Raw genomic sequence first — 17,438 nt, forward strand, 5'->3', positions numbered from 1 at the left:
AACCTTCGAAGGCAGAGCCGTCAGATTTACAGTCTGATCCCTTTGGCCGCTCGGGAACCCCTCCCCAAGTGCGAGGCGCATACTAACAGATCTGTCGCGCTTGTGAACCCCTCTGCCGGGATTTTTAATGCTTAAAGGATCGGGTTGATGGCCGATAAGCAATGAAACCTTCATTTCCAAGATTTATCTCATGCTGCCCAGTGCGATTCGTGACCGCTTGCTCGTGGATGAGGCCCAGTTGGGCCAACGGCTCAACCAGGATCTCCGTGCGGGGGACCGTGCCGACTTCAGGCTGCACCTGGCGCTGCTGACCGATGCGGTGGAAGAGCAGCCCTGGTTTGATGCCCCGCCCAAGCCTGCGTCGGGTGAGCTGGATTGGCGCTCCCGTTTCGGTCTGATGCCCCGGCCGTCCCTGCAAGGCGGGGTGGAAGAGAGCGATGCCACCAGCCTCAACGAGCGTCTGCAACAGGGCGGGTGCATGACGGATGTGAGACTCTGGCTGGCGCTGCGCTCCCCGCCACTGGTGAGCCGAACGCCCGCGCTGGATCCCGCGGTGTACGACAACCTCTCGGCACTGGGTCGTGAGCGATGGCAGGCCCGACCTATGGGCGCTGACCCCAGGGAGGAGGCTCCGCTGATGATGCTGCCGCTGCTCGATGAGCTTGCGCAAGGGGTGGATGCCAGGCTGCGCTGGCTGGGGTGACGGCACGGTAGAATGCAAAAAGGCGGGATAACCCGCCTTTTGCTTTATGAGTGGTGAACCTTGTCAGGCGTCTGCTTCGTCCGGTTGGGGCACTTCCTTGCCGGCGGCACGACGGGCGATGGGTTTTTCCGTGTGACGGTTGAGCTGGCGTTCCAGCTTCTGGCCCAGGTCCGTGATGGCAGCATAGAGATCCTCGTGCTCTGCCTGCGCAAACAGTTTGCCGTTGGGAATGCCGATAGTGGCTTCGACGATATACATCAAACGCTCTTTGGAGATGATCACATGGGGTGTGATAAGAGGCACCTGAAGACGCTCGAGCTTTTCAAAACGGGATTCAATGCGCTCGCGGATGGCTGGGGTGATGTCGATGATTTTACTGGTCATTTCGATTTTCATAATGGCCCCCTTCGGGTCGTCTTGCTTGTGTCTTCACCTCCAGATTACCCATGTCGCCAAATCAAAATGTGATCTGTGTCACGAAAAATACCCTTGGGAATCCCGCTGTCCATAAATTGTGAGCTTTTCCCGTTTCATGCCAAAAACCGCTTGAGCTCAGTGAAACAGGCAGGCAGTATCAGCAAATAGGATCGTTTCTGTCCCCCCTCGGCAGCGCCTTGTGTCGACCCGATGTTTGGTTTTTGCCGCATAGTCTCGAATTTTCTCCACCCACATCGCCTCATCGCATCGCAAAATCATTGCCATGCGCCGGTGGAGATATGCGCGCAAACGGATATGCTTTTCTGCAGGAGTCGGGGTGGATAACGTGGTTGTAGTGGTTGGAGTCGTAGATGAAGCAGCAAGCCACCCAGATGATGTGGTTTTATGATCGGCAGCATGGGCAATGGAGCCTGTCTGATCATGTCTCTTGTGAACCCTGGGCAGGGGAGGGAACCCACCCCTGGGCCACCCAACTTGAGCGGGAAGATGAAGCGGGTTTCGCCGATTTTCTTGCAAGACTCCACGATTCCTGCCAGCCAGGCCAGTTCATCGGTCACCTGCGCGATGAGGACGGCAAGGTACACCACGCGCTCTGGTACGGTCAGTATGTGCCTGCACAGGGGCTCTGTTGTGGCTGGCTTGCCCCCCTCGAAATGATGCATCGCGAGATGGATCGCGCCAACTCCCCCGCAGGCGTGACACCGCCGCTTCCCATGTTGCAGGCCCCCTTGCTGGCCAAGCTGGCGCAGGCGCTTTCCGCCAAGACGGGGCTCGATTTTTGCCAGACCCTGGTCAACGAGCTGGCCCATATCCTGGGAGCCACTGCCGTCTGGCTGACGGAGCGGGTTGGTCTCGACAGGCTGAGAGTGCTGGCGAGCCACGGCATCGACGTCAAGGAGTATGCCCTCTGTGACATGCCCTGCCAGCAGCTCTATCGCCAGGGGTCCTCCTGCGCGGTCCCCGTGAGTGAACCCCTGACCGGGTATCCTGACCTGCCCCCGTGCCAGCACTATTACGCCCAGCCGCTGCTCGATCGCAACGGTCAGATCCTGGGTCATCTCGCCCTGCTGTTCCCGAGCCAGACCCGGACCACGGATCTGGACTCTGTCCTGACCATCTTCTCGGTGCGCATGGTGGCCGAGCTGGAGCGCCTGCAAAGCGATGCCCTGATGCGGCTGTCTGCGGTGGCCTTTGAAACTCACGAAGGGATCATCATCACGGATCCCGAGTTCAAGATCCTGCGGGTCAATTACGCCTTCAGCCAGATCACCGGCTTTGACAACCAGGGGGTGATTGGCTTGCATCTTGGTAACGATCTCTGGTCGGGGTTGGGAGGGCTGGGTTACGAGCTCAACGCCCTGGATCGCTGGCAGGGGGAAACCCTGCGCCTGCACGCCGACGGTCACGCCTATCCCCAGTGGGAGATCGTCACGCCGGTGCAGGATGAGAAGGGGGGGATCAGCCACTATGTCATCTTCTTCGAGGATATTTCCGAGCGCAAGGCGGCGGAGCGCCGCATTCAGGATCTCGCCTTCTATGACGAGCTGACCGGCCTGCCCAATCGCCGTCAGCTGCACGAAACCCTGACCCAGGCGTTCACCGATGCAAATCGCAGTCACCTCATCGGGGCCCTGCTGTTCATCGATCTCGACCACTTCAAGACCATCAATGATTCCCTGGGTCACGCCACCGGCGACTGGCTGCTCAAGGAGGTGGCCAGCCGTCTCAAGCGGCTGGTGCGCCAGGGGGATTGTCTGGCCCGTCTCGGCGGCGACGAGTTCGTGTTGTTGCTGCCAGCGCTCTCCATCAGCCCGCCCCAGGCGGAGATGCAGGCCGATCTCATCGCGGAGCGGCTGATCGGGGAGATCGCCGCCCCCTATGATTTCAGAGGCCAGGTGCTGCACATCGGCGCCAGTGTCGGCATCACCCTCTTCCCCGGTCGGGAGCAGGAGGCGGGGGATCTGCTCAAGCAGGCTGACACCGCCATGTATCAGGCGAAATCGGCGGGCCGCAAGACCCGGCGCTTCTTTGATGCCTCCATGCAGTTGCAGGCCGACCGGCGTCTGCACATTCACAACGAGCTGCGCAGTGCCCTCGACAATGGGGAGCTGACTCTCCACTACCAGCCCCAGCACATGGTGGCGGAGGGAGAGATCATCGGTGTCGAGGCGCTGATCCGCTGGCAACCCCCCGGGCGTGCCCTGGTGTCGCCTGCCGAGTTCATCCCCATTGCCGAGGAGACGGATCTCATTGTCGACATCGGCAACTGGGTATTGCACGAAGCCTGTACCCAGTACGTCTCCTGGGAGGAGAACGGGATCCACGTCCCCCAGCTCTCGGTCAACGTGAGCGCCAAACAGTTCCATGCTCCCGACTTTGTCGATCGCATTCACGATGTGCTGGCGGCCACCGGCATGGATCCCGCCTGCCTCAACCTGGAGATCACCGAGTCGGTGGTGCTGGGTCATGCGGAAGACACCATCAGCAAGATGGCGGAACTCAAGACCCTGGGCATCAGCTTTGCCATCGACGACTTCGGGGCGGGGTACTCTTCCCTGAGCTACCTCAAGCGGCTGCCGGCTGACGAACTCAAGATCGACCGCTCTTTCATCCAGGACATTCCCAAGGATGGTGACAACATGGCTATCGTCGAGGCCGTGATCGCCATGGCCCGCCACATGGGGTTCAACGTGACGGCGGAGGGGGTGGAGTCCCGCCAGCAACTGGAGTTTCTGCAGGCGCAGGGCTGCCATTTCTTCCAGGGATACCTCGCCTCCAAGCCGCTCCCTGTTCCCTACCTTGAACGCTATGTCAGCCGCCAGGTACGCGGTGATCGCCCCGTCTGCACCGATAAAAATAGTGTGGCGTAGCCCCCGTGCTTAGCGGGTAGAATGAAGGTATGTCACCACCGCCCTTTGGCGGTGGTTATGCCTTCAAGGGGAGAATGCCATTCGTGAAAGTCGTGCAGGGAATCATCTTGTCTGCGCTCTGGATGCCGGGGCTGTTGGCTCCTACCTTCGCGCAGACCATGGAGCAGTCTCTCTATCGCCAGGCCCATGAGGCCGTGCGTGCCAATGATCAGGTCAAATTCAGCCAGCTTCGGGCACGCCTGATCCACTATCCACTGCTGCCCTATCTGGATTACTACCAGCTTGCGTTCCGTCCCGGGGCGGCAGACTACAACGATGTGACCCGCTTCATCCGCCAGCACGGGGACACCCCCCAGTCCAACCGGCTCGAGCGCAGCTATCTCACCTATCTTGCCCAGAGCCAGCAGTGGTCCCAGTTCCTGCGCTTCTATCCGGCCAAGCCAAGCTCCACCGATCTGCTCTGTCAGCACTATCAGGCCCGCTACTACACGGGGCACCAGAGTGAAGCCCTGCAGGAGGCAGGCAAGCTCTGGTTAAGCGGTCAATCCAGGCCTGATGCCTGCGATCCCCTGTTCCAGCTCTGGCAGCAGGCGGGTCTGCGCACTCAGGAGAAGATCTGGGAGCGCATGAACCTGGCTTTCGAGGCCCAGAACCCCAACCTCATTCGCCACCTCGGGGCCCAGCTCGGCAGCGGCATGAAGGGGTATGGCGATCAGATGATCGCCCTGTATGACCAACCCGTGCGGGCGATGAATCCGGCCAACTTCACGGCGGCGCCCCCGTCGCGGCATCTGCTCTCCCTGGGGCTGGCCCGCTACGCCAACCAGGAGCCCGACGCGGTTCTGCGCCAGCTGGGGGAGATGACCCGTCGCTTCGGCCTGAACCATGCCGAGGTGAGTCGGGTGGAGAAGGCGGCCGCCCGCCGCCTGTTACTGGACCGCTCTTCTGACCAGCGCGCCTGGCTGGATACGGCCCTGGTGCGGCTCAAGGATCCGGAGCTGGTGGAGCTGCGGGCCCGTCTTGCCATCTGGGAGCAGGATTGGCACGGTCTCGAAGGCTGGGTCAAGCGGATGCCCATGGGGCTGCAAAAAGAGGATCGCTGGCGTTACTGGATGGCGCGCTCGCTGGAGAAACAGGGGCGGCAGAAACCGGCGCGGGACCTCTATCTCGAGACTGCGAACCTGCGCGGCTTCTACGGCTTCATGGCGGCCCAGCGCACCGGTGTGCCCTATCGCATGAAGAACCAGAGCGTGGCGCACAAGGTGCCGGACTGGCAAAGTGCCAGCCGCCGCTGGCCCTTCCTGCTGCGGGTGCGTGAACTGCTGGCGATGAACGAGATCACGGCGGCCCGCTCTGAGTGGATCCACAACATGGATCGCAACAGCGTGGCCCAGCGCCTGGAGTTTGGCCACATCGCCCTCAACCAGGGCTGGCACGAGCTGGCGATCCTCTCCAGCATCCGTGCCGAGGCCTGGGATGCGCTGGACCTGCGCTTCCCACTGCCCCTCAAGCGCACCTTCTCCCAGATGGCACAAGAGCGCACCATGAACACCAGTCTGCTCTACGCCATCTCCCGTCAGGAGAGCGCACTCTATCCCCTGGCCCAGTCACCGGTCGGGGCGAGGGGGTTGATGCAGCTGATGCCTGCCACCGCGAAAGAGACGGCCGGCAAGCTTGGGGTGCCCTATCGCAACGAGCAGCAACTGTTCGACCCGGCCATGAACATTCGTCTTGGCAGCGCCTACCTCAAGCGCCTGCTGGATGTGTATGACGGCAACCGGATCCTTGCGGCGGCGGCTTACAATGCGGGTCCTGGCCGGGTCAAGCGCTGGCGCGAGCAGAGCGACAACAAGCCGATGGATGTCTGGGTGGAGAGCATCCCCTATCGGGAGACGCGCAACTATGTCCAGAACGTGCTCTCTTTCGATCTCATCTATCAACACAAGCTGCAGCAGCCTTTGCGTTTTATGTCGGAACGCGAGCTGAATCACGCCTATTGAGTTCGGGGGGCAGTCGTTGTGGCGGCGGCCTCCCATTCTTGCCCCAAAATGGTTATCATCCCTTAAGCTTTGTTACAAAAGGAAACCTGCCAGGTGATCGGGCGCCGCGTCTTGGTCTGTCAGGTTCGATACAATGCCCGATAATCACTGACAGGCTTTTCCAACAAAGGAATCGAGAGTGGCAACGATCAAAGATGTGTCTCAGCTGGCGAATGTCTCCATTTCGACAGTGTCTCGAGTGATCAACAACACGGCGCAGGTGGCGCCCGAGAAGCGCGAGGCTGTCCTCGCGGCCATGAAGGAGCTCAGCTTTCGTCCAAACAGCTTCGCCCAGGCCCTGGTGAGCAAGCGCTCCAACTGTATCGGTGTGCTGGTGGGGGATCTGTGTGGCGGCCCCTTCTTCGCCCAGATGATGCGCGGCATCGAAAGCATGGTCGACAAGGCGAACAAGTTCACCATCGTGGTGTCCGGCAACCACGACGCGACCCGTGAGCGGCACGCCATCCAGGCGCTGCTGCAGCGCCAGTGTGATGCCCTTATCCTTCACAGCAAGGCGCTGCCTGACGAAGAGCTCAGCGAGCTGGCGTCGGGCACGACCCCCATCGTCTTCATCAACCGTCAGGTGCCAGGCTGCGAGGATCGCTGCGTCTGGCTGGACAACCAGGCCGGCATCACCACGGCTTGCCAGCATCTGCTGGACGCGGGACATCGCAAGATTGCCTTCGTCACCTCCGATGACGAGGAGTTTGTGGATGGTCAGCAGCGGATGGCCGGCTATCGCTTCGCCCTGCAACGGGCAGGTATCGAGCTGGATCCTGCCCTCATCGGCCGTGCCTATGCCGACGAAAAAGGTGGCTATGTGGCCATGAGCGAGCTGCTGGCGCGCGGCGTCGAGTTCAGCGCTGTGCTGGGTTTCAACGATGCCATGGTGGCGGGGGCCATCTCCTGTCTGCTGGAGCGGGGTTACAAAATACCCCAGCAGGTCTCTGTGGTCGGTTTTGATGACATCCCCTATGCCCGATACATCTATCCCAAGCTCACCACGGTACGTTACCCCATCGAGGAGATGGGAGAGCGGGCCGCTGAGCTGGCCCTGAGGCTGCTGGATCACAAGCCGGTAGAGGGGCTGGCGCTCAAATTCGAAGCCGAACTGGTACGGCGGGAATCTGTGGCCTGAGTCATGAAGTTGGCCCCGTGCGGGTCGACTTTTTTGCAAAACAGTGAAAGCGCTTTCAGAAATCCTTTTCAACTGTGATCCGCTTCAAAGCTTTTTGACCGCGCTGCCACTAGGATAGGCCCACGAATTAGGAGCGTGCGCTCCCGATTTTCCCGCTGTGGGAGGTAACCGGTTAGTCCGGCTATTTCCTTCGTTACTTTCGACGGTCATCATTGGATGGCCGTTTTTTTTTGTCAGGATCCGGGTATGACGAACGAATTTGAGTATCAGACGGGTATCGTGGGCGCCGGCTGGCTGGGGTTGCCCCTGGTCAGGGCATTGCAAGAGCAGGGGCAATCTATCGCGGTGACGGTCAGTACGGCCGAAAAGGCTGAACGGCTGCGGGGGGAGGGTATTGCCGCCTGGCCGCTGTTGCTCACCCCTGACATGGGGCCACTGCCTTTTCGTTGTCATGACCTAGTGATCTGCGTGCCCCCCAGCAAGACCGGTGATTACCCGGCGTCCGTGGCCAGTCTGTGCCGACAGGCGAGGGAGGCGGGTGTTCAGAGGGTTCTGTTTATCAGCGCGACTTCGGTCTGGGGGGCCGGACAGGGGGAGGATGATACGCCCGCTCCAGCCCATGACAGAGGCTTGCGGATGCGGGCGGCCGAGCTTGCCGTGCTGGAAGGGCATGTTGACTGCGCCATGATCTTGCGCCCGGCCGGACTCTATGGTCCTGACCGTCACCCCGGCCGTTTTCTGGCGGGCAAGACGCTGGCCGGGGGAGGCCAGGCTGTGAACCTGGTGCATCTGGACGACGTGGTGGCCGCCTGTGAGCTGATGCTGGCCCGGGGGCAGGATGGGGATGCCTACAATCTGAGTGCCCCCGTTCACCCACGCCGGGAGCAGCTCTACCCCTTCGCGAGCCGCCTGCTCGGGCTGGTGCCGCCGCAGTTCGTCGAGCCGGCGGGGGAGTTTGCTCCCATCGAAGGTCAGCGCATCTGCCAGCAGCTTGGTTTCGTCTATCGCTGGCCGGATCCGGCCCACTGGTTTGCGGACGGTGCGGCCTTGAAGGGCTGAACGGGTCGTCGCCATCCGGGCCCCGGAGTCGGTCATCTGGCGTGCAAACCAGATACGGCGCGTGCTCCGGGACAATTGAGGTTTGCCAAGGGGGGGATCGCCCCCTATCATGCCGCCATCCATGATAAAGAGAGCGGTAATGATGGAAGAGACCAAGCGCCACCCCGATGGGGAGCTGTTGCTGAGAACCCTGGCAATGCCAGCCGATACCAACCCCAATGGCGATATCTTCGGCGGGTGGATCATGTCCCAGATGGATATAGGTGGGGGCATCATGGCCAAGGAGCTGGCAAAAGGGCGCATCTGTACCGTCTCGGTGGAGGGGATGACCTTCCACAGCCCGGTCAAGGTGGGTGACGTGGTGTGCTGTTACGGTCGCTGCCTCAAGATTGGTCGCAGCTCCATGCGACTCAAGCTGGAGGTCTGGGTCAAGCCGGTATTGCGGGAGAACGAAGCCCAGCGGTACTGCGTGACCGAGGGCGTCTTCACCTATGTGGCCATCGACGATCAGGGCAAATCCCGCCCCGTCCCGGTCTGAGTCTGCTCAGATGAGCCGGGCATTGATGATGGATATTTCCTGCTCAAGCCCGGTTTTTTGCCGTATCATGCGCTCCAGCATCTCTTCCGACCCCACGCACTGCCGGGTGTCGAACAGACAGAGATCACATTGGGGATCCCGCCTGATTTGATAGACGGTGGAAAGCTCCACTTGATGACAGGTTCCCTGTTGATCGTAAAATGTCACGCGGTACTGGTGCTGTCTCGCCATCGTTGAATTCCTTCTGGATGAGTCGGGCCGGACACGAATAATGAGACTAGTCGGCGACCGTGGCCTGTGTGAGGGCCATGTCGTCTTGCAGAGGCAGGTGATTGTTAGCCAATGAAAAATAGTTATCGGATTCTGGGAACGTCCCTGCTGACGTTGGGGCTGGTCGGTTGCTTCGAGGTACCGGATCAAGATCATCTGGTGACTGCGGCAGGTATCATACCTGGCGCAAGCTGTGACAGACCACCTCTGGTGGCGCTCGCCTCCACGGCCTTGCCGAGGGAGTTTGGCATCACCGTCTGGAACCTCTACAAGGGACAACGCAAGAACTGGCGGGAAGGGCTGGATGAGTATGCCAAGTCCCAGGATCTGGTGTTGCTGCAAGAGTCGGCGACCCGGCCCGAGATGCTGGACTGGCTGAAGAGAGGCGATTTCCAATGGCAGCAGTTGCAGGCCTTCACCCAGGGCGGTGTCTCCTTTGGCGTGATGACAGTGGCGAAAACGCCGCAGGCGTTTGTTTGTGGCGTCCGTTCCCCCGAACCCCTGCTGCGCATCCCCAAGTCAGGTCTGGTCAGTCTCTATCCCTTGCAAGGGGATCCTGACGGCGTGCTGGTGGTGAATCTCCATGCGGTCAATTTCGAGCTGGGCATGGCGACCTTTCGCGAGCAGCTCAACGATCTGACTGCGTTGATCCATCGCCACCAGGGGCCGGTCATCCTGGGTGGCGATTTCAACACCTGGAGCGACAAGCGCGCGTTCTGGTTGAACAAGCTGGTGGGCGAGCTTGGCCTGCAGGAGGCCATACCTGTGCCTGATCTGCGTCGCACCGCTTTTGGCCGCCCGTTGGATCACCTCTACTATCGCAATCTGGATCTGGTGGAGGTGAGTTCACCTGCTACCGATGCCTCTGACCACAACCCCATTCTGGCGCGCTTTGCGGCCCAGGCTATCACTCCCTGAGTCATCCCTCAGGGGAGAGCGGAGTCGCCGCTGGTTCATGCAGACAAAAAAATACCCCGCATCAAGCGGGGTATTTTTTGGATTGCGACGAGCGATCAGCTGTTGTTCTTCACGAACAGGGTCAACTCCTGACCCGGCTTGAGATAGTCACTCTTGCCGAGCTGGTTCCAGCGCATCACATCGTTGACGGCGACCTGGAAGCGGGCTGCGATGGAGGAGAGAGAATCACCGCGGCGCACCTGATAGACCATGGACTTGTTGCTGCTCTTGCCCTGCTTGGGCCAGACCACCAGCTTCATGCCAGGCTTGAGGGCCGACTTGGCGTTCAGGCCGTTCCACTTGGCCAGGTCGGCGTGGGTGACCCCGTGTGCCTGGCTGATGCTCCACAGGTTGTCACCGGAGCGCACCTGATAGTTCACCTTGCCACCACTGCGGCTGGCGAGCTGCTGCGGCTTGCTCTGGGCAACCTGGGTTGCGCGCCCGCCATTGGGGATGATCAGGCTCTGGCCACGGCGCAGGTTGTTGCCACGCATGTTGTTGGCCAGTTTGAGCTGTTGCACGGTCACCCCGTGATTCTGGGCGATCCGTGACAGCGTATCACCACTGGTGACCTGATAGGAGCGCACGCCACGGGTACGTTCACGCTGGGGCAGATCGGCCAGGGCCAGCTCCAGGGTGTCGGCGTACTCGACGGGGACCAGCAGGTTGTAAGGGCCCTGCGGTGAGGTCATGCCACGCTTGAGCGCAGGGTTGAGCGCCTTGAGCTGGGAGGCGGAAACGCCAGCCAGCTGGGCGGCCACGTTCAAATCAATCTGACCACCGGTATTGATGGTTCGCAATTGCGGCTTGTTGGCCAGCACCGGCAGGGTGACATTGTATTTGTCCGCATTGCGGATCATGTCGGCCATGGCCAGGATCTTGGGCACATACATACGGGTTTCGCGGGGCAGGTCCAGCGACCAGTAGTCGGTCGGACGACCAGCCCGTTCGTTGCGGGTGATGGCGTTGCGCACCCGACCTTCACCGGCATTGTAAGCGGCCAGGGTCTGCAGCCAGTCACCGTCGAAGAACCGGTTCAGGTACTCCAGGTAATCCAGTGCGGCATTGGTGGATGCCAGGACATCGCGTCGACCGTCGTACCAGTTGTCGTGGCGCAGGCCGAAATTCTTGCCGGTTGCAGGAACGAACTGCCAAAGACCGACCGCATTGCTGCGGGAGCGGGCATTGGGATCGAACATGCTCTCGATCATGGGGATGGTAATAAGCTCCATTGGCAGCTCACGCCGTTCGATTTCCTCTACCATCAGATACAGGTAGGGCTCAGCCCGGCTGGCAATGGTCGCCATATGCTTATCATTGCGCAACAACCAATCACGCTGTTGGCGAACCCGGGCATTATCGTGCGAGTCCAGCTGCATATCATCGCTGATACGCACCCACAGGTTATCAGTGTCATCCAGCTCTTCTATCTGTTCGTCGCCGAACAGCATCCGCGAAGAGTGTTTTTTGTACGTTTTCTTGCTGACTTGGGGGGATTTGATCGGCTCGATTGCCGTTACCGCCCGGTCATCCTGATGGCTCAGGTTTTGACAGCCGCTGAGAAACAGCGCTGCCAATAAGGCCGTTCGTAGCTTCATCTCGCTCAGGTCATCTGTGGAAAAACAGCTCGCATCATAAGGGGCAATGCCCCCCTGATCAAGGTTTGTTCAAAAAACGTCCTTCCAGGCCCGCAGAACAGCGAAGGTATCCTCTGGATTTTCCAAGCATTTAAGGGCGTATTTCTCAGCAGAAAATTTTACCGAGTCCTGCTCGCAGCGCAGAAAAACATTGAAATTCCGCTCATCTCCCAGCCGGGAGGGGAGACTCGGGAGGCCCTGCTGACGCAGTTTGCTGATCACGCCGATCTGCCGCTGGATCGCCAGGTTGTCGGGCTCGACCGCATGGGCGAAACGCAGGTTGGAGAGGGTGTATTCATGGGCACAATAAAGGAGGGTCTCATCGGGCAGTGCCGCGAGCCGTTGCAGGGAAGTGTGCATCTGTGCCGGGGTCCCTTCGAACAGACGGCCGCAACCGGCGCTGAAGAGGGTATCGCCACAAAACAGCATGCCCTGGCCGTAATAGGCGATATGCCCCAGAGTATGACCGGGCACATGGAGGACATCCAGACTCAGGCCATGCCAGTTGATCTGATCCCCGTCGTCGAGCCACTGGCCGTGATGGTCCGGCATGGGGTCATGCTTGGGGCCATAGAGACGCGCGTGGGGGAAGTGTTGCAGCAACTCGGATACGCCCCCGACGTGATCGCGGTGGTGATGGGTCAGGAGGATGGCATCCAGCACCAGATCCAGCGCAGCCAGCCGTTCCAGCACGGGAGCGGCCTCGCCCGGATCGACGACCAGGCAGTGATTTTCATGACGGATCAACCAGATGTAGTTGTCGCTGAAGGCGGGAACTGTGATGACGGTATACATGGGTCGAGGTCTCTTGTGTTCTCTTTAAGGAAGGGATCTTATATAACTGGATGGCATTCGCCCCCGAGTTGGTCCCATTATGCAACTGGCACGTACCGAACAACAGATCGCGCTTCCGACCAGTTGGTCCGCACTGCCCATGGGGGACTGGGTGGCCGCCGAGCTTCAGGAGCGCCTCGACAACTGGTGCCCCCACCTCTTTGGCTATCATTTGCTCAAGATAGGTGCCCTGAGCGCCGAACTCTCCTGCGGCTGTTCCACCATTCGTCATCAAATCGGTGTCGCCCCCGGCGGACGGCTGCTGGACATCCAGGGGGATCCGCTCGCCTTGCCGGTGCGATCGGGGAGCGTGGATGCCTGCCTGCTGGCTCACTGCCTCGATTTCTCGCCGGATCCTCATCAGGTGCTGCGGGAGGCAGAACGGGTGCTGACCGACGATGGCTGGCTCATTGTCAGCGGTTACAACCCGCTCAGCCTGGTGGGGCTGGGTCACTATCTGCCCTTCATGCGGCGGCATCTGCCCTGGTCTGCCCGCATGTTCACGCCCGCACGGGTGACCGACTGGCTGCAATTGCTCGGCTGTGAGGTGATGTTCGACGAGCGGTTCGGTTTCTCCTTCATGGGCAGGCAGAGCAAGATCGGCTGGTGGCGGGAGAGTCTGGGGCGGGACTATTGCCGCTCCCTGGCGTCTGTTTACGTGATTGCCGCCCGCAAGCGGCGTTTCCCCGTGACACCGGTGCGTCGCCGCTGGCGGCTGCCGGAGTCGATGGCTGCGCCAGGAATGGCGCGCCAGGGCGGCTAGCGGGCATCAGGGCTGGTAGCCGCTGTCTTCGGCAAGCTGCTTGCCGCTGGCGGCCTCACGGGCAAGCTCGTCACAGCGTTCGTTTTCCGGGTGGCCCGAGTGTCCTTTCACCCAGAGCCATTCGATCTGGTGACGGGCCACTTCCGCATCAAGGGCCTGCCAGAGATCGACGTTCTTGACCGGCTGACGGTTGGCGGTCATCCAGCCCTTCTTCTTCCAGCCGATGATCCATTGGGTGATCCCCTGGCGCACATACTGGCTGTCGGTGGTGAGCCGCACCTGGCAGGGTTCGTTCAGGGTCCGCAGCCCCATGATGGCAGCCATCAGCTCCATCCGGTTATTGGTGGTCAATCGAAAACCGGCGGAGATCTCCTTGCGATGCTTGCCATAGACCATGACGGCACCATAGCCGCCGGGGCCCGGGTTGCCTAAGCAGGAGCCATCCGTGAATAAATCAATCTGTTTCAACATGAGCAATCAATCTGTTTTAGCGAGAGGCTTGGGGTAAACTAGCGAGTAAAACCGAAGTTTGACATGGATTTGATCATGAGCACACCCCAACTGAATCGCCAGATCATTCTGGATACCGAAACCACCGGCATGAACACCGCGGGCGGCCCTGTCTATCTTGGGCACCGCATCATCGAGATCGGCTGTGTGGAGGTGATCAACCGCAAACTCACCGGCAACCATTTCCACGTCTACATCAAGCCGGATCGGCTGGTGGACCCCGAGGCCATCGCCGTGCACGGCATTACGGATGCCTTCCTGGCGGACAAGCCCTCTTTTAGCCAGATAGCGGACGATTTCATCGAGTTCATTCGCGGCGCCGAGCTCATCGCCCACAACGCCCCCTTTGACGTGAGCTTCATGGACTATGAGTTCAGCAAGCTCGATCTGAACTTCAAGACGGCGGATATCTGCGGCATCACGGATACCCTGGCGATGGCGCGGGATCTCTTCCCGGGCAAGCGCAACAACCTGGACGTGTTGTGCGATCGCTACGGCATCGACAACTCTCACCGTACCCTGCACGGCGCCTTGCTCGATGCGGAGATCCTGGCGGACGTCTACCTCCTGATGACGGGTGGCCAGACCAAACTCAATCTGGCGAGCGAAACCAGCGAGAGCGAGACCAGCCAGGATACCGGCATTCGTCGTCTGGAGAGCAATCGCCCGCCGCTCAGGGTGGTTCGCGCGAGCGACGAGGTGGCGGCTGTCCATGAAGCGAGGCTGGATCTGGTACAGAAAAAAGGAGGTGCCTGCCTGTGGCGGCAATGAGATCGCTTTGGGGGCTGCTGCTGCTGGCCTCCCTCCCGGCCGCGGCCAACGAGGTGTTTGCGCCTTCCGACATTCCTCTGCTCGACAACCGCTTTCGCATCGATTACGGCGTGAAGGAGATCACCTTCATCATCAAGCGCAAGCCGGGGACGCCCTCGGTGATCCTGGTGCGACCCGATGGCAGCAAGCTCTATGTGGGCAAGGTCAAGCCGCCCGACGTGGGCTGGTTGCCCCTCAAGGATCAGGATCTCATCACCATCCGCGACCCCATGCCCGGCCCCTGGCAGGCGATCGGAGAGGTGGACCCCGACAATCGGGTGCGCCTGCTCACCGACATCCAGGTCGAGAGCGAGCCGCTGCCGGCCCGCCTCTATCAGGGTGAGCGGGTCAAACTGCAATCCCGTCTGCTGATCGATGGCGCGGCGCCTGGGGCGGGTTACTACCTCACCGATCTGGGCATGACCGTCAAGCTGCAGCAGTTCAACGGTGCCAGCCAGAGCGGCGATCCCGTGTTCGAGGAGACCCTGGGACGCTACATGGATGATGGCAAGGGGGTGGACGAAGTGCCGGGGGACGGTATCTTGACCGCCGAGGCGGTACTGGACGTCCCTGCGGGAAAATACCGAGCCCTCTTCAGCACCGGCAATGAGGTCTTCTCACGAGCCCAGTCACAGCAGGTGCTGCTCTATCCCTGGCCGGTCAGCTATTCCCTGAATCCCCCCTCCGGGGAGGGGGGAGCCAAGCTCTCTCTGGTCATCGATGTGGATGAACTGGATCCCGCCTCCGTGGTCATCCAGGGCAAGGCCATCGACGGCGGCGGCAGTAGCATGACGTTCAACGAGGTGGCGACAGCGCCGCGTTTTGGCGTGGATCTCTCCGCCCTCAAGGCGGCAGGGCAGTACAAGGTGGAGGCCACCCTCTTTGGAACAACCCGGCTCGGTCGCGAGGTGCAACTGCAATTGCCGGCCAAGTCGTTCACCATAGCACCGCCTCCCCCCCCTCCCGCACCCTCTGCGGCCATGCCCGCATCCGCCGCCACCCCCGACCGGTTCGAGGAGCGGGAGAGTCCGGTCTGGCTGCCCTGGGCGCTGGGGGGAGGTGGCGTGTTGCTGCTCTTGCTGGGGGCGGGTGGTTTCATTCTGCTGCAAAAGCGCCGCACTCTGCACAAGGCGATGGCGGCGCAGAAGGCGCAACTTGAAGAGACGCCAGCAACCCCCAGACTGGATCTCAATCTGCCGGAGCAATAATTCTGCGCACATTGCAAAGAAGCCGCCCAATGGGCGGCTTCTTCATGGTGGCAAGTGGATGGGGTGAACCCGATATCAGTGGGCGCCGATATAGATGTCTTTGTACTGTTCGCGAATATCGAGGAACTTCTCCAGATTGGCCAGCATCAGGTCCACCAGGAGGGGGTCGAAGTGCTCTCCTTTCTCCTCCTTGATCAGCGCCAGCACCTGATCCAGCGGCCAGGCCTGCTTGTAGCAACGATCCGAGCCCAGGGCATCGAACACATCCGCCAGGGCGACGATGCGTCCTTCCAGCGGAATGTCCTCTCCCTTCAACCCGCGGGGATAGCCGCTGCCATTCCACTTCTCGTGATGGTTGCCCGCGATGGTGGCGCCTATCTGGAACAGGGCCAGGTCACTGCCGGAGAGCATGTCCTGCCCAAGCTGGGCGTGGGTTTTCATGATCTCCCACTCCTCGGGAGTGAGTTTGCCCGGTTTGTGCAAGATGGCGTCCGGGATCCCCACCTTGCCGATGTCGTGCAGGGGAGAGGCCCGCTTGATGAGCTCGCACCTGTCCTCATTCATGCCGAGCAGCTTGCAGAACAGCTCGGTGTAGAGGGCCACCCGCTTGACGTGCAAGCCGGACTCTTTCGAGCGGCTCTCCACCAGTTCACCGATGCGATAGATGATCTCTCGCTGGTTGTCACCGATCACCTCGTTGAGCCGGATATTCTCCAGCGCCACTATGATGTTTTCGGTGAACAGGCTCAGCAGCCCGGTATCCATCTGGCTGAGCGGGCGAGTGGTCTCGATGTGGAACAGCAGGTGATGACGGGCATTCTGGCAATAGAGCACCATCTGGTTGCCATCGTAGACATTGGCCCCCTTGGCCATGGCACAACGCAGGATTTCCGGCGCATCGACGAGGCGCAGCATGGGACCATCGCTGAGCAGAGGCTCGAGCACCTGATCCCGCACCTCATACGCCAGGTGCTTCACATCGTAAATCTGGGACTCTTCCAGATTGAGCAGGGCGCTGAGCTGGGTCTGGGCTCCTTCGACGAACTGGCGCAGGGCACGCTGCTCGAAGATCCCCTTGGACGCCTCGATGACCTTCTCCAGCCCCTGTCGATTGCTCTCAAGAGTTCGGATGTCCCGGTAAGAACGCAGGCTGGCGCGCAGCAGGGTGCGCAGTTTCTGGGAGGTAAGCTCGGTCTTGTCCTTGTAGTCGTTGATGTCGTAGTTGGTCACCACGTCATCTTCCGGGGCCTGGCCGGGCTGACCGGTTCGCAGCACGATGCGCACCATCTTGTTTTGCAGCTCGTCGCGCACGAACTTGACCACCTCGAGACCGGCATGATCGACCTCCATGACGACGTCGAGCAGCAGCAGGGCGACATCCGGGGTGAGGGCGAGCAAGGCTTTGGCTTCAGCCGCAGAGTAGGCGTGCAGAAAATCGATCGGCTTGCCGTCGAATTCAAACTTGTTCAGGGTGATTTTGGTGATGCGATGCACTTCGGGTTCATCGTCCACTATCATCACCTTCCAGCCGGCGGGACGCGGTGCTGATTGGGGAAGATCTTCATCATCAATAATCAGGATTTGATCATCCATCTTAAATGCGAAAGGGGACTCCCTCCGACGTAGGTGGGAGGGGAATTTCGCCGGGGCGTCAGCCCCGCTGG

At 60.7% G+C, this 17,438-nt stretch carries 18 protein-coding genes; 11 read left to right on the plus strand and 7 right to left on the minus strand.

Annotation, left to right across the window (positions count from 1 at the left end):
• Positions 1–180: hypothetical protein (locus tag PG892_RS18190; protein WP_257707706.1), on the minus strand; the 180-nt coding region annotated here is incomplete at its 3' end.
• Between the two features lie 10 nt (positions 181–190).
• Here PG892_RS18190 and PG892_RS18195 point away from each other — a divergent pair.
• Positions 191–703 carry a VC2046/SO_2500 family protein gene (locus PG892_RS18195; protein ID WP_041212721.1) on the plus strand — a complete coding sequence of 171 codons (513 nt, stop codon included), beginning with the start codon at positions 191–193 and terminating at the stop codon, positions 701–703.
• Between the two features lie 63 nt (positions 704–766).
• On the opposite strand, the gene hpf is transcribed toward PG892_RS18195, so the two are convergent.
• Positions 767–1,099: a ribosome hibernation-promoting factor, HPF/YfiA family gene (hpf, locus tag PG892_RS18200; protein WP_010674126.1), complete on the minus strand. Its 333-nt coding sequence runs from the start codon at positions 1,097–1,099 to the stop codon at positions 767–769.
• 392 nt (positions 1,100–1,491) lie between these two features.
• On the opposite strand from hpf, the gene PG892_RS18205 reads away from it, so the two are divergent.
• From PG892_RS18205 to yciA, 5 genes are all read left to right on the plus strand, one after another.
• Positions 1,492–4,011, plus strand: coding sequence for a putative bifunctional diguanylate cyclase/phosphodiesterase (locus tag PG892_RS18205; protein WP_052815833.1), 2,520 nt, complete (start codon positions 1,492–1,494; stop codon positions 4,009–4,011).
• Between the two features lie 83 nt (positions 4,012–4,094).
• Positions 4,095–6,011 carry a transglycosylase SLT domain-containing protein gene (locus PG892_RS18210; protein WP_109112292.1) on the plus strand — a complete coding sequence of 639 codons (1,917 nt, stop codon included), beginning with the start codon at positions 4,095–4,097 and terminating at the stop codon, positions 6,009–6,011.
• Positions 6,012–6,189: 178 nt separating this feature from the next.
• Positions 6,190–7,188 (plus strand): LacI family DNA-binding transcriptional regulator, encoded by a 999-nt coding sequence (locus PG892_RS18215; protein ID WP_039038828.1) that lies wholly within the window; start codon positions 6,190–6,192, stop codon positions 7,186–7,188.
• 246 nt (positions 7,189–7,434) lie between these two features.
• The gene (locus PG892_RS18220) at positions 7,435–8,247 is read left to right on the plus strand and encodes an NAD-dependent epimerase/dehydratase family protein (protein ID WP_041212723.1); all 813 of its coding nucleotides are present in this window, start codon (positions 7,435–7,437) and stop codon (positions 8,245–8,247) included.
• A 139-nt stretch (positions 8,248–8,386) separates the two neighbouring features.
• The gene (gene yciA, locus PG892_RS18225) at positions 8,387–8,785 is read left to right on the plus strand and encodes an acyl-CoA thioester hydrolase YciA (protein WP_029314261.1); all 399 of its coding nucleotides are present in this window, start codon (positions 8,387–8,389) and stop codon (positions 8,783–8,785) included.
• 6 nt (positions 8,786–8,791) lie between these two features.
• Here yciA and PG892_RS18230 read toward each other — a convergent pair whose 3' ends face one another.
• Entirely contained in the window at positions 8,792–9,016 is a 225-nt protein-coding gene (locus PG892_RS18230) for a hypothetical protein (RefSeq protein ID WP_010674132.1), read from the minus strand.
• Positions 9,017–9,127: 111 nt separating this feature from the next.
• On the opposite strand from PG892_RS18230, the gene PG892_RS18235 reads away from it, so the two are divergent.
• The gene (locus PG892_RS18235; RefSeq protein ID WP_029314263.1) at positions 9,128–9,973 is read left to right on the plus strand and encodes an endonuclease/exonuclease/phosphatase family protein; all 846 of its coding nucleotides are present in this window, start codon (positions 9,128–9,130) and stop codon (positions 9,971–9,973) included.
• 95 nt (positions 9,974–10,068) lie between these two features.
• Here PG892_RS18235 and PG892_RS18240 read toward each other — a convergent pair whose 3' ends face one another.
• Positions 10,069–11,319 (minus strand): LysM peptidoglycan-binding domain-containing protein, encoded by a 1,251-nt coding sequence (locus PG892_RS18240; protein ID WP_010674134.1) that lies wholly within the window; start codon positions 11,317–11,319, stop codon positions 10,069–10,071.
• Here PG892_RS18240 and PG892_RS18245 point away from each other — a divergent pair, their 5' ends adjacent.
• The gene (locus PG892_RS18245; protein WP_010674135.1) at positions 11,320–11,592 is read left to right on the plus strand and encodes a hypothetical protein; all 273 of its coding nucleotides are present in this window, start codon (positions 11,320–11,322) and stop codon (positions 11,590–11,592) included.
• Between the two features lie 87 nt (positions 11,593–11,679).
• On the opposite strand, the gene gloB is transcribed toward PG892_RS18245, so the two are convergent.
• Positions 11,680–12,444 (minus strand): hydroxyacylglutathione hydrolase, encoded by a 765-nt coding sequence (gloB, locus tag PG892_RS18250; protein ID WP_039038832.1) that lies wholly within the window; start codon positions 12,442–12,444, stop codon positions 11,680–11,682.
• A gap of 79 nt (positions 12,445–12,523) precedes the next feature.
• On the opposite strand from gloB, the gene PG892_RS18255 reads away from it, so the two are divergent.
• A complete protein-coding gene (locus tag PG892_RS18255; RefSeq protein ID WP_010674137.1) occupies positions 12,524–13,246 on the plus strand; it encodes a class I SAM-dependent methyltransferase in 723 nt (240 codons plus the stop codon).
• Positions 13,247–13,252: 6 nt separating this feature from the next.
• Here the strand turns inward: PG892_RS18255 and rnhA are convergent, their stop codons facing one another.
• Positions 13,253–13,717, minus strand: coding sequence for a ribonuclease HI (gene rnhA / locus PG892_RS18260; protein WP_010674138.1), 465 nt, complete (start codon positions 13,715–13,717; stop codon positions 13,253–13,255).
• A 75-nt stretch (positions 13,718–13,792) separates the two neighbouring features.
• Here rnhA and dnaQ point away from each other — a divergent pair, with 75 nt between their 5' ends.
• Together dnaQ and PG892_RS18270 are read left to right on the plus strand one after the other, a co-directional pair.
• Positions 13,793–14,527, plus strand: a complete 735-nt coding sequence (dnaQ, locus tag PG892_RS18265; RefSeq protein WP_223916351.1) for a DNA polymerase III subunit epsilon — start codon at positions 13,793–13,795, stop codon at positions 14,525–14,527.
• Positions 14,524–15,774: a TIGR03503 family protein gene (locus PG892_RS18270; protein ID WP_182958907.1), complete on the plus strand. Its 1,251-nt coding sequence runs from the start codon at positions 14,524–14,526 to the stop codon at positions 15,772–15,774. Before dnaQ ends, PG892_RS18270 begins: the two co-directional genes overlap by 4 nt.
• Before the next feature lie 75 nt (positions 15,775–15,849).
• Here PG892_RS18270 and PG892_RS18275 read toward each other — a convergent pair whose 3' ends face one another.
• Positions 15,850–17,367 carry an HD domain-containing phosphohydrolase gene (locus PG892_RS18275; RefSeq protein ID WP_039038835.1) on the minus strand — a complete coding sequence of 506 codons (1,518 nt, stop codon included), beginning with the start codon at positions 17,365–17,367 and terminating at the stop codon, positions 15,850–15,852.
• Positions 17,368–17,438: the final 71 nt, after the last annotated feature.

Source organism: Aeromonas sp. QDB68, from assembly GCF_027707405.1.
In the GTDB taxonomy this organism is placed as follows: Bacteria; Pseudomonadota; Gammaproteobacteria; order Enterobacterales; family Aeromonadaceae; genus Aeromonas; species Aeromonas caviae.